The organism is Blastococcus sp. SYSU DS0973, assembly GCF_054051055.1.
Genome location: NZ_JBJHAN010000005.1, coordinates 247,443 through 259,539 on the forward strand (window position 1 = coordinate 247,443; position 12,097 = coordinate 259,539).

Annotated in this window: 10 protein-coding genes; 5 read left to right on the forward strand and 5 right to left on the reverse strand. The window is 74.9% G+C overall.

The annotated features are described in order from the left end of the window. Positions 1 to 70 precede the first annotated feature (70 nt). The 3 genes from ACI791_RS11340 to ACI791_RS11350 all read left to right on the forward strand — a co-directional run bounded on the left by ACI791_RS11340 (position 71) and on the right by ACI791_RS11350 (position 2,167). Positions 71 to 721 (forward strand): amino acid ABC transporter permease, encoded by a 651-nt coding sequence (locus ACI791_RS11340; RefSeq protein ID WP_456586155.1) that lies wholly within the window; start codon positions 71 to 73, stop codon positions 719 to 721. After that, positions 718 to 1,614, forward strand: a complete 897-nt coding sequence (locus tag ACI791_RS11345; RefSeq protein WP_456586156.1) for an amino acid ABC transporter permease — start codon at positions 718 to 720, stop codon at positions 1,612 to 1,614. Before ACI791_RS11340 ends, ACI791_RS11345 begins: the two co-directional genes overlap by 4 nt. A 91-nt stretch (positions 1,615 to 1,705) precedes the next feature. Continuing rightward, entirely contained in the window at positions 1,706 to 2,167 is a 462-nt protein-coding gene (locus ACI791_RS11350; protein WP_456586157.1) for a hypothetical protein, read from the forward strand. Between the two features lie 89 nt (positions 2,168 to 2,256). On the opposite strand, the gene ACI791_RS11355 is transcribed toward ACI791_RS11350, so the two are convergent. The 4 genes from ACI791_RS11355 to ACI791_RS11370 form a co-directional block, all read right to left on the reverse strand. Beyond that, the gene (locus ACI791_RS11355) at positions 2,257 to 2,907 is read right to left on the reverse strand and encodes a regulatory protein RecX (protein ID WP_456586158.1); all 651 of its coding nucleotides are present in this window, start codon (positions 2,905 to 2,907) and stop codon (positions 2,257 to 2,259) included. Positions 2,908 to 2,914: 7 nt separating this feature from the next. After that, complete coding sequence (gene recA / locus ACI791_RS11360; RefSeq protein ID WP_456586159.1) at positions 2,915 to 3,952, reverse strand: recombinase RecA; 1,038 nt, start codon at positions 3,950 to 3,952, stop codon at positions 2,915 to 2,917. Between the two features lie 174 nt (positions 3,953 to 4,126). Continuing rightward, positions 4,127 to 4,321, reverse strand: coding sequence for a DUF3046 domain-containing protein (locus tag ACI791_RS11365; protein WP_347057510.1), 195 nt, complete (start codon positions 4,319 to 4,321; stop codon positions 4,127 to 4,129). A 146-nt stretch (positions 4,322 to 4,467) separates the two neighbouring features. After that, on the reverse strand, positions 4,468 to 5,751 hold the full coding sequence (locus ACI791_RS11370) for an MFS transporter (protein WP_456586160.1): 1,284 nt from the start codon (positions 5,749 to 5,751) through the stop codon (positions 4,468 to 4,470). An 89-nt stretch (positions 5,752 to 5,840) separates the two neighbouring features. On the opposite strand from ACI791_RS11370, the gene ACI791_RS11375 reads away from it, so the two are divergent. After that, a complete protein-coding gene (locus ACI791_RS11375; protein ID WP_456586161.1) occupies positions 5,841 to 10,442 on the forward strand; it encodes an ATP-dependent helicase in 4,602 nt (1,533 codons plus the stop codon). 16 nt (positions 10,443 to 10,458) lie between these two features. Here the strand turns inward: ACI791_RS11375 and ACI791_RS11380 are convergent, their stop codons facing one another. Continuing rightward, positions 10,459 to 11,040, reverse strand: a complete 582-nt coding sequence (locus ACI791_RS11380; RefSeq protein ID WP_456586162.1) for an antibiotic biosynthesis monooxygenase — start codon at positions 11,038 to 11,040, stop codon at positions 10,459 to 10,461. A 103-nt stretch (positions 11,041 to 11,143) separates the two neighbouring features. Here ACI791_RS11380 and ACI791_RS11385 point away from each other — a divergent pair, with 103 nt between their 5' ends. Further along, entirely contained in the window at positions 11,144 to 12,001 is an 858-nt protein-coding gene (locus ACI791_RS11385; protein WP_456586163.1) for a DNA-formamidopyrimidine glycosylase family protein, read from the forward strand. The last annotated feature ends 96 nt before the right edge of the window (positions 12,002 to 12,097 follow it).

Sequence of the window (12,097 nt, forward strand, 5' to 3'; positions counted from 1 at the left end):
CCGGCCCCAGCGCCGGCCGGTCGCGGCCGATGCCGTCCGACCCGACCACCGCCGCAGCGAGGGAGAGCACGTGGGCCCGGTTCTCGAGAACCTCGACCTCTTCGTCCAGGGCTTCCTGACCTCGTTGAGCATCATCCTGTGGGCGCTCGTCGGCTCGTTGCTCCTGGGCGTCCTCATCGCCGCCTGCAGGGTGTCCCCCGTTCCGCCGCTGCGGGCGTTCGGCTCGTTCTGGGTGACGACCTTCCGCAACACACCGCTGTCGGTGGTCCTTTTCGCCTGCGCGTTCGGGCTGCCCGAGATCGGGATCAACCGCTCGTTCTTCTTCTTCGGCGTGCTGGGGCTGGTGCTCTACACGTCCGCGTTCGTCTGCGAGGCGGTGCGCTCGGGCATCAACTCCGTGCCCGCGGGCCAGGCGGAGGCCGCCCGATCGATCGGCCTGAACTTCGGCCAGGCGCTGCGGTACGTGGTCCTCCCCCAGGCCCTCCGCACGGTGATCCCGCCCCTCGGGAGCGTGATCATCGCGATGTTCAAGAACTCCGCCGTGGTCGGGGCCTTCGGCGTCGGCGGCGACCTGTGGAGCACCGGTCAGACCCTGGTGAGCGCGCGCGGGTTCGAGACCCTGCCGATCTTCACCGGCGTCGCGATCGGGTTCCTCCTCATCACCCTGCCGGCGGGCGCCCTCCTGCAGGTCATCGAGCGGAAGGCGGCGATCGCCCGATGAGCCGGGAAGAGACCGTCCTCTTCGACGCGCAGGGTCCGCGGGCGCGACGCCGGACCGCCATCGGCACCGCGGTCGCGGTGGTCGCCCTCCTGGGGCTGGCCTACGTGGTCGCGCGGCGGCTGGCGGACCGGGACCAGTTCTCGATGGAGAAGTGGGGCCCCCTCATCAACCCGGGCAACGAGAACTTCGGGGCCGTGTGGGGACTGTTCGGCGAGGGCATCCGCAACACCATCATCGCGGCGGTGATCGCCATGACGCTGTCGATCGTCCTCGGCACGCTGATCGCCGTCGCCCGGCTGTCCCTGGGCCGGGCAGGGCGCATTCCGCTGGTCGGGCTCGTCGAACTGTTCCGCGGCCTGCCCGTGGTGGTGCTCGTCTACTTCGGCGTCCGCGTGCTGCCCGACGTGGGCCTGGACCTGCGCGACTGGCCCGGCGGCCAGGTGCTCTGGGGTCTGGTCATCGGCCTGACGGCCTACAACATGGTCATCTTCGCCGAGGTGGTCCGGGCGGGGGTGGCCTCACTGCCCCGGGGGCAGCGCGAGGCGGCCCTGGCGACCGGGCTGACCAACGGGCAGACCATGCGGATCGTCCTGCTCCCCCAGGCCTTCCGGGTGATGCTGCCGGCGATCATCAGCCAGCTGGTCGTCGTCCTCAAGGACACGTCGCTCGTCACGTTCGTCGCCAACTACGACGAGCTGCTCAGCCAGGGCGAGAGCATCCGACGCAACCTCGACAACCCCATCCAGACCTTCGTGGTGGTCGCCCTGCTCTACATCGCGATCAACTACGCGCTGAGCCGGCTGGCCCAGTGGATCCAGGCCCGCCAGGCCCGCGGCTCCACGGCGAAGGCGACCGGCGGCGGCGACCTGGTGCCCGTGCGGGACGGCGCCTGAGGCAGGCGTGCCCATCCCGTGCGAACCACTCGTCCCACCCGGGCGCGCCGACTCCGAGTCGAGCGCAACTGTGGCGAGACTGGTGATCACGATGGAGACGATGCACGCGGTGGGGCCCCGCAACTTGCCCCCGGTCCCCCGGGCCGCCGGCGAGCAGATCCTCACCGCCCCGGTCGCCTCCCCGCCCGCGGCCGGGTCGGTTCCGCCGCTGGACGGCGGGCAGCAGTTCGTCGTGCGCCTGCGCTCCGCGGCCCCGGCCTTCGCCGAGGCCGCCGGTGCGGAGAGCGCCGTCGTCCGCGAGGTGGTTCCCCCGGCGCGGCACCGGCGCTCGCGCTGCCGGGTGGTCTTCCGCTACGCCGACGGCACCGAGGTGGACCTGACCTTCCTCGGCGAGCGGCGCCGCCCCGGTGCCGACGCAGAGGAGGGGCTCGACACGGAGATCAGCCGCTGGCTCTCCGACGGCCAGCTCCGGGAACCGGAGTGGCTGGTGCCCGATGCGGAGGCGCCGGACGGCACTGCGGTGGACATGACCGCCTGGCTCGCGACGGGCTGACGCGGTGGAACGACAGGAGGCGGTCCGGACATCCGGACCGCCTCCTGTCGTTCGCGCCCCGCCACGTGGCGGGGAAGGCCGCGACGCCTTCAGGGCAGCGCGCTCTCCTCGTCGAACTCGGGGACGTCGTCGACGTCGCCATCGAGGTGCGCCTCGTCCAGCGCCTCCCGGACAACCGCCGCGGCGAGACCGCCGTTGTAGCCCTTGCGGGCGAGCATGCCGATCAGGCGGCGGGCGGCCGTGGCCCGGTCGAGCCGGCGCATGGCGGTCACCCGCCGCGCCACCAGCCGGCGGGCCGCCTCCCGCTCGTCGTCGTCGTCCACCGCCTCGACGGCCTCGGCGGCCGTTTCCGGATCGACGCCCTTGGCGCGCAGCTCCGCGGTCAGCGCCCGACGGGCCAGCCCCCGGCCGGCCTGCCGGCTGCTGACCCAGGCCCGGGCGAAGGACGCGTCGTCGATCAGGCCCACCTCGGTGAACCTGTCCAGCACGGCCTCGGCCGCATCGTCCGGCACCCCGCGCTTGGCGAGCAGATCGGCGAGCTGCTGCCGCGTCTTCGGCGCACCGGTCAGCGCGCGGAGGCAGATGGCACGGGCGACCTGCTCAGGGTCGCCCGCGTCGTCCTCCGGGGAACCGGGGGCGACGTCCGGGGTCAGGGGATCGTCGCCGCCGGGAGCGCGGGACCACCGGCCGGCCCGGGAGCCCCCGGAGCCGCGCCGTCGGGTGGGTGGCCTGTCGTCCACCGCCGGATCAGAAGCCCGGGGCGTCGACCGGCGCCGGAGCGTCCAGCGTCGGGCCGATGCCCAGCTTTTCCTTGACCCGCTTCTCGATCTCGTCGGCCAGGTCGGGGTTGTCCTTCAGGAAGTTGCGGACGTTCTCCTTGCCTTGACCCAGCTGGTCGCCCTCGTAGGTGTACCAAGCGCCGGACTTCTTCACGATGCCCTGCTCGACACCGGCGTCGACGATGCCGCCCTCGCGGCTGAAACCCTGACCCCAGAGGATGTCGAGCTCGGCCTGCTTGAACGGTGCGGCGACCTTGTTCTTGACGACCTTGATGCGGGTGCGGCTGCCGATCGCGTCGGTGCCCTGCTTGAGGGTCTCGATGCGGCGGACGTCGAGCCGGACCGACGAGTAGAACTTCAGCGCGCGACCACCGGTGGTGACCTCGGGCGAGCCGTAGACCACACCGACCTTCTCGCGCAGCTGGTTGATGAAGATCGCCGTCGTGCCCGAGTTGCTCAGCGCGCCGGTGATCTTCCGCAGCGCCTGGCTCATCAGGCGGGCCTGCAGACCCACGTGGCTGTCACCCATCTCGCCCTCGATCTCGGCGCGGGGCACGAGGGCCGCCACCGAGTCGATGACGATGATGTCGAGCGCGCCGGAGCGGATCAGCATGTCGGCGATCTCGAGCGCCTGCTCACCGGTGTCGGGCTGGCTGACCAGGAGCGCGTCGGTGTCCACGCCGATGGCGCGGGCGTACTCCGGGTCGAGCGCGTGCTCGGCGTCGATGAAGGCGGCGATGCCGCCGGCGGCCTGGGCGTTGGCCACCGCGTGCAGGGCGACCGTGGTCTTACCGGAGGACTCCGGCCCGTACACCTCGACGACCCGGCCGCGCGGCAGCCCGCCGATGCCCAGGGCGATGTCGAGGGCGATCGAGCCGGTCGGGATGACCCTGATCGCCACCTCGGGGCTGTCGCCCAGGCGCATGACCGAGCCCTTGCCGAACTGCTTGTCGATCTGGGCGAGGGCCATGTCGAGGGCCTTGTCGCGGTCGAGCGTTGCTGCCATGGTGCGTCACCTTCGGTTCGCGAGAAGCGGGTCGGGACCGACGCTAGGGCGAGGCACCGACAGTTTTCGGATTCCGGGCCGGCTGTGGAGGACCAGCCGCCCTGTGGACGACACAGTAGGCCGAACACCTGTTCGATCGCCAGGCCGACACGCCGGCCCGGTGTCGCGCCCGGGTCAGCGTTCCTTGACCGGCACGTCGAAGGCCTCGCAGACCGCGAGCCACACCTTCCGCACCGGGACACCTGCTTCGATGGCGTCGGCCGCCGTGCGGCCGCCGAGGTCGGCGAAGACGTGGTCGCGCACGACGCTCTGGGCGCGCATGGCCCCGAACTGATCGTCGAGGCGGGACCAGAACTCCTGCAGGCGCACGCCCCGACGCTAACCCGCCGGCGCCCAGCGCCGCCGCATCCGCCCTAGGCTCGGGACCATGATTCCGGGCACGGGTTCGCAGACGCTCGACACCGTCGTCGAGATCGGCATCGTGCTGGCGATGGTCGTGCTGATCGTGCTGCTGATCAGGAACTACCGCGGGCGCTGACCCTCGTGGTCAGCCACACGTAGGCCAGCGGGAGCACCAGCGCCGCCGAGACCCCGGACACCAGGCCGAAGCCGCCCCACGCGAGCAGCGGACCGCCGACCACCCCGGCCAGCGCGGCACCGAGCCCCATCAGCAGGTCGGTTCCGCCCTGCGCGGTCGGCCGCACGTGCGGGCCGACCGACGCGGTCACGAGCGCGGAGCCCGCGATGAGGCCGCAGGACCAGCCCAGGCCCAGCAGGAGGAGCCCGGCGCCCAGCTGCACCGAGTCGTCCGGCGCCGCCGTGCCCGCCACCGCCGCTGCGGCCAGGAGCAGCCCACCGCCGAGGGCCACGACCGCCGGGGCGCCGGCCCGGTCGGCGAGCACGCCGACCAGCGGGGAGAGCAGGTACATGCCGGCCACGTGCACGCTGATCACCAGGCCGACGAGCCGGAGCACGGTTCCCTCGGCGCCACCGGCGTGCCCCATGTGCACCGGTGCCATCACCATGACGCCGACCATCACCGAGTGGGCGACCACGACGGCGGCGAGGCCCAGCCTCCCGGCCGGTGTCGCCCACACCGCCCGCAGCGCCGCGCCGGTGGCGCGCCGCGGGCGGGGGCCGCCACCGCCGCGAGGGCCGCCACCGAGCGTCCGTGACAGCAGCAGCGGATCGGGCCGCAGGAACAGCAGGAAGCCCACCGCCACGAGCCCGAAGACGACCGCCGACACGACGAACACCCCACCGAGCGCCGGCAGCCCCAGGGCCGCCCCCAGCTCGGCGCCCGGAGCGGCGAGGTTGGGGCCGACGACGGAGCCGATGGTGGTCGCCCACACGACCAGGGACAGGGCACGGCCGCGGTGCTCGGGCGTGGCGAGGTCGGCGGCGGCGTAGCGCGACTGCAGACCGCACGCCGTGGCCGCCCCGAACAGGAACAGCCCCACGAGCAGCAGCCCCAGCGAGGAGGCCGCCGCGGCGAGCACGGTGACCACCGCGCCGACGACGCCGAGGGCGTAGCCGACGGCCAGCCCGGCCCGCCGGCCCGCGGTGTCGCTGATCCTGGCCAGGGGGACCGCCAGGACCGCGGCGCCGAGGACGCCGGCGGTCTGGCCGAGCCCTGCGGCGCTGTCGGTGCCCGCGACGTCACGGGCGAGCAGCCCGCCGGCGGTGATGCCGACGGTGACCCCCAGCCCGGCCAGGGCGACCCCACCGCTGAGCACACCGAGGGTGCGGCGCTGGACGCGTGCGACGCCGACCGCGACGTCCGGCGGCAGCGGTGTCACGTGCGCTCCTGTCTCCGGGGCGGATGGTTCCGCGGCCGGCTGCCCTCGCCGGCCAGCGAAGTGTCGTACACGCCGGGGAGACTGAGCGCGTGCCCGCCCGTCCGATCCCCGAGCCCGGTGCCCTGGCCCGGTTCTCCGAGCCCACCAGGGCCTGGTTCACCGGCGCCTTCGAGCGGCCCACCGCCGCCCAGGACGGCGCCTGGCAGGCGATCAGCAGCGGCGAGCACGCGCTGGTGGTGGCTCCGACCGGCTCGGGCAAGACCCTCGCGGCGTTCCTCTGGTCGCTCGACCGGCTGGCCGCCACCCCGCCCACCGACGAGCGGACCCGGTGCCGGGTCCTCTACGTCTCGCCGCTCAAGGCACTGGCGGTCGACGTCGAGCGCAACCTGCGCGCTCCGCTGGCCGGCATCGGCCAGGCGGCCGCGCGGCTGGGGCTGCCGCGGCCGGAGATCAAGGTCGGCATCCGTTCCGGCGACACCCCGGCCGAGGAGCGGCGCGCGTTCGCCCGCCGTCCGCCGGACATCCTCATCACCACTCCCGAGTCGCTGTTCCTCCTGCTCACCAGCGCCGCCCGTGAGGCGCTGCGCGGGGTCGAGACGGTGATCGTCGACGAGGTGCACGCGGTCACCGACTCCAAGCGCGGCGCCCACCTCGCCGTCAGCCTCGACCGGCTCGACGAACTGCTCGAGCGGCCGGCGCAGCGCATCGGCCTGTCGGCCACCGTGCGCCCGATCGAGGAGGTCGCCACGTTCCTGGCCGGCGGCCGGCCGGTGCAGGTGGTGTCCCCCGGCTCGACCAAGCAGTGGGACCTCTCGGTCGTCGTGCCGATCGAGGACATGAGCGAGCTGGGCCAGCCGACCGGCGAGCTCGAGGGGTCGGCGGCCGGCCACCAGCCGCGCAACTCCATCTGGCCGGCGGTCGAGGAGCGGGTGCTCGACCTCGTGCAGGCCCACCGCAGCACGATCGTGTTCGCCAACTCGCGGCGCCTGGCCGAACGGCTGACCAGCCGGCTCAACGAGCTGGCCTACGAGCGCGCCACCGGTGAGACCGTGCCGCCGGGCACGAACGCGGCGGCGCTCATGGCGCAGGCCGGCTCCGGCGGTGGCGTGCCGAAGGGCGTGCAGCCGGTCGCGGCGGCCCACCACGGGTCGGTGTCCCGGGAGCAGCGGGCCGTCGTCGAGGAGGCGCTGAAGTCCGGCCGGCTGCCCGCCGTCGTCGCCACCTCGAGCCTGGAGCTGGGCATCGACATGGGCGCGGTCGACCTCGTCGTCCAGGTGGAGGCCCCGCCCACGGTCGCCAGCGGCCTGCAACGGGTCGGCCGGGCCGGGCACCAGGTGGGCGCGGTCAGCCGCGGCGTGCTCTTCCCCAAGTTCCGCGGCGACCTCGTGCAGTGCGCGCTGGTCGCCGAGCGGATGAAGGCCGGCGCCATCGAGTCGATCCGCTACCTGCGCAACCCGCTCGACGTGCTCGCCCAGCAGATCGTCGCGGTCGTCTCCGAGCGGCCGCGCACCGTCGACGAGGTGGGGGCGCTGGTCCGCCGTTCGGCGGCCTTCGCCTCGCTGCCCGAGTCGGCGCTGCACGCCGTCCTCGACATGCTGGCCGGGCGCTACCCCTCCGACGCCTTCGCCGAGCTGCGCCCGCGCCTCACCTGGGACCGCGTCACCGACACCCTCACCGCGCGCGCCGGTGCCCAGCGGCTGGCGGTCACCAGCGGCGGCACGATCCCCGACCGCGGCCTGTTCGGCGTCTTCCTCGTCGGCGGGGAGGGCACCGGCGGGCGCCGGGTCGGAGAGCTGGACGAGGAGATGGTCTACGAGTCCCGGGTGGGCGACGTCTTCCTGCTCGGCTCGTCGTCGTGGCGGATCGAGGACATCACCCACGACCGGGTGCTGGTCACCCCGGCACCGGGGCAGGCCGGGAAGATGCCGTTCTGGCACGGGGACGCGCCCGGCCGGCCCCTGGAGCTCGGCCGGGCGCTGGGCGCCTTCCTCCGCGAGGTGGGCTCCGCGACGCCGGAGGCCGGCCTGGAGCGGGCCCGCGCGGCCGGGCTCGACGAGTGGGGGGCGGCCAACCTCGCCGCGTACCTGGCCGAGCAGAAGGCCGCGACCGGGCACCTGCCCGACGACCGCACCCTGCTGGTCGAGCGGTTCCGCGACGAGCTGGGCGACTGGCGGCTGGTCGTGCACTCCCCCTTCGGTGCGCAGGTGAACGCGCCCTGGGCGCTGGTCCTCGCGGCCCGGCTGCGCGAGCGCTACGGCGTCGACGTGTCGGCCATGCACTCCGACGACGGCATCGTGCTGCGGCTGCCCGAGACCACCGGCGAGCCGCCCGAGGCCGACCTCGCCGTCCTCGAGCCCGACGACGTCGAGCGCGAGGTGACCACGGAGGTGGGCAGCTCGGCGCTGTTCGCCAGCCGCTTCCGCGAGTGCGCCGCCCGTGCGCTGCTCCTGCCCCGGCGCGACCCGCGCCGCCGCACGCCGCTCTGGCAGCAGCGTCAGCGGGCGGCCCAGCTGCTCTCGGTGGCCAGCGAGTTCTCCTCCTTCCCGATCACCCTGGAAGCGGCCCGCGAGGTGCTCCAGGACGTCTACGACGTGCCGGGGCTCGTCGAGCTGATGCGTGACGTCCGCGCCCGGCGGGTGCGCGTGGCCGACGTCCAGACCGAGACGGCGTCGCCGTTCGCCCAGTCGCTGCTGTTCGGCTACGTCGGCCAGTTCCTCTACGAGGGCGACGCCCCGCTGGCCGAGCGCCGGGCGCAGGCGCTCGCCCTCGACGCCGGCCTGCTCGCCGAGCTGCTCGGCCGCTCGGAGCTGCGCGAGCTGCTCGACGCCGAGGCGATGGCCGAGATCGAGGCGGAGCTGCAGCGGCTCCCCCAGCAGCGGCACCCGCGGGACGTCGACGGCGGCGGCGACCTGCTGCGCGTCGTCGGCGACCTCACCGCCGCCGAGGCCGGGCGGCGGGGTGTGCCGCAGGAGTGGCTGGACGAGCTCGTCGCGGCCCGCCGCGCGCTGCTGGTGCGCATCGCCGGTGAGGAGCGGTACGTCGCCATCGAGGACGCCGGCCGGCTCCGCGACGCCCTCGGCACCGCGCTGCCGGTCGGCGTCCCGGAGGTCTTCACCGAACCCGTCGCCGACCCCCTGGGCGACCTGATCGGCCGCTACGCCCGTACCCACGGGCCGTTCCAGCCCGGCGAGGTGGCCGCCCGGCTCGGGCTGGGCGTCGCCGTGGTGACGGCGATGGTCCAGCGGCTCACCGGCACCGGCCGGCTGGTCTCGGGGGAGTTCCGCCCCGGCGGGACCGGCCAGGAGTGGTGCGACGCCGACGTGCTCCGCTCGATCCGGCGGCGCAGCCTCGCCCGGCTGCGCCAGGAGGTGGAGCCGGTGCCGATCGGCACGCTGGCCCGGTTCACCCCGTCCTGGCAGTCGGTGGGCAGCCGGCTGCGCGGCGCCGACGGCGTCCTCGCCGTCGTGGAGCAGCTGGCCGGTGCCCTGGTGCCGGCCAGCGCCCTGGAGTCGCTGGTGCTGCCGGCCCGGGTGCGCGACTACTCCCCCGCCATGCTCGACGAGCTGACCAGCGCTGGTGAGGTGCTGTGGGCCGGTGCCGGCGGTCTCCCCGGCGGCGACGGGTGGATCAGCCTGGTCCCGGCCGATCTGGCGCCGCTGCTGCTGCCCGAGCAGCTGGAGGCCGCAGCCGAGGGGCAGCCGCTGCTGGACCTGCTCGCCGGCGGTCAGGCGATGTTCTTCCGTGGGCTCTCCGACGCCGTCGGCGCCTCCGACGACGGCGCGCTGGCCGACCTGGTCTGGGACCTGGTCTGGGCCGGGGCGCTCACCAACGACACGCTCGCGCCGCTGCGCACCCGGCTGGCCGGGGGCGGCACGCACCGCAAGCCGGCGGCGCCCCCCCGGGTGCGCCTCGACCGGGCCCGCGCCGGCCGCACCCGACTGGGTCGCCCGGCCATGCCCAGCCGCACCGGCCCGCCCACCGTCGCCGGCCGGTGGTCCCGGCTGCCCGAGCGGGAGCCCAACGCCACCCGGAGGGGAACCGCGCGGGCCGAGGCCCTCCTGGAGCGGCACGGGGTCCTCACCCGCGGCGCGGTGATGGCCGAGCAGGTGACCGGGGGTTTCTCCGCCGTCTACCCGGTGCTGCGGGCGTTCGAGGACAACGGCCGGGCCCGGCGGGGCTACTTCGTGGAGACGCTGGGTGCAGCGCAGTTCGGCACGCCCGGCGCGGTCGACCGGTTGCGCAGCTTCGCCTCCCCCGACCGCGTGCCGGCGAGGGCCGTCGTCCTCGCGGCCACCGACCCGGCGAACGTCTACGGCGCGGCCCTGCCCTGGCCCGACCGCCCGGTCGCCGCCGACGGTGCGGCGGTGGACCTCGGTGAGGGGACCGGCCCGACGCGGAAGGCGGGGCACCGGGCCGGCCGGAAGGCGGGCGCGCTGGTCGTCCTCGTGGACGGCGAACTGGTGCTCTACGTCGAGCGGGGTGGGAAGACGCTGTTGTCCTGGACCGAGGACGAGCAGGTGCTCAAGGAGGCGGCGACGGCGCTGTCCGGCGCGGTCTCCGCGGGAGCACTGGGCCGGATGGTGGTGCAGAAGGCCGACGGCGCCTCGGTGCACGAGTCCACGCCGCTGTCCCAGGCCCTCCAGGCCGCCGGCTTCGCCGCCACTCCCCGGGGGCTCCGGCTCCGCGGCTGACGCCGGCCTGCATCGGTCAGCGGCGGGCGCCTTGCAGCCAGCGACCGAGCCACCGGCTCAGCCGCGGCATGAGCAGCCGCAGCGCCGTCACGACGTAGGCCGCCGACAGCAGCAACCGCAGGGGCCAGGGCCAGCCGTCCACCAGCGGGAGGGCGAGCACCTGGAAGCTCGAGGTGAACAGCAGGACGACGGCGACGGTCAGCAGCCAGCTGCGCCAGGCCGGCCCCGGCTTCGCAGGCACCGCGAAGAAGCTCTCCAGGCCGACGGCCCGGGAGATCCGCTCGTCCTCGACGAGCTGCTGGACCCGGTCCAGCGCTTCCCGCCGCTCGGCCGAGCGCTCCCAGCCGGCCAGTGACTCGTCGTCGCGGAACCGGTAGACCAGGTGGTACTCGTCGCTGGCCGGACCGGGCCGGAGCAGCGTCGAGCCGAGGTGCCCGGGGAACGAGGCGGCGATCCGCTGGACGTCGGCGGCCCACCGCTCGAAGGCGTCATGCCGCTCGGGCCGCACCACGCGCGCGACCGTGACCGTCACCGGCTCGGGGGCCGGGGCGGCGGGCCCGGCGCCACCGACGAGTCGGGTCCGGAAACGTTCGGTCACCTGCACGCCGGGTGCAGCGCGCCGCGGCGGCCACCGCTTCCCGCATGTCAGTGGCCTCACACCGTGGGAGCAGGGTCGCCCGCGGACAGGGATCATGGGACGCGTGCCCGAGGGAGACACCGTCTGGCTGGCGGCCGAGCGCATGCGCACGGCGCTGGCCGGAGCGACGCTGCGCCGCGGTGAGTTCCGGCTCCCCCAGCTGGCCGCCCTGGATCTCACCGGCGCCACCGTCACCGACGTCGTGCCCCGCGGCAAGCACCTGCTGCTCCGGTTGGCCGACGGCCGCACGCTGCGCACCCACTTCCGGATGGACGGGAGCTGGCACATCTACCGTCCCGGGACCCGGTGGCGCGGAGGCCCCGCCCACGACGTCCGGATCGTCCTGGCCACCGACGAGTGGGAGTGCGTCGGCTACCGGCTGCACGACGTCGAGTTCGTGCCGACGTCGGAGGAGGACCGGCTCGTCGGGCACCTCGGCCCGGACATCCTCGGCCCGGACTGGGACCTGGAGGAGGCGTTGCGCCGGCTGCGGGCCCACCCCGACGAGCAGGTGGGCGTGGCGATCCTGGACCAGCGCAACCTCGCGGGGATCGGCAACCTCTACAAGGTGGAGTCGCTGTTCCTCGTCGGGGTGCACCCGTGGGCGCGCGTGGCCGACGTCGATGAGCGCCTGGCGCCATTGGTCGAGCGGGCGCAGCGGCTGATGCGCGCCAACCTCGGGCACCCGGAGCAGAGCACCACGGGCGATCTGCGCCGCGGTTCCGACCACTGGGTGTACGGGCGCAAGGGCAAGCCGTGCCGGCGGTGCCGGACGCCGATCCTCATGGGTGACCAGGGGCCGCACCTGCAGGAGCGGGTGACCTACTGGTGCCCGCGCTGCCAGGCGGCCCGGTCCCCCGTCGACCCGCAGGCGCGGACCGGGGAGCCCGGCCGGCCACGCCCCGTCGCCACACCCGGCTGAGAACGGTCCTGGCCCCCCCCGGGGGGGGCGGGGGGGGGGGGGGGGGCCGCGGGGGGGGGGGGGGGGGGGGGCCGCGGGGGGGGGGGGGGCCGGGTA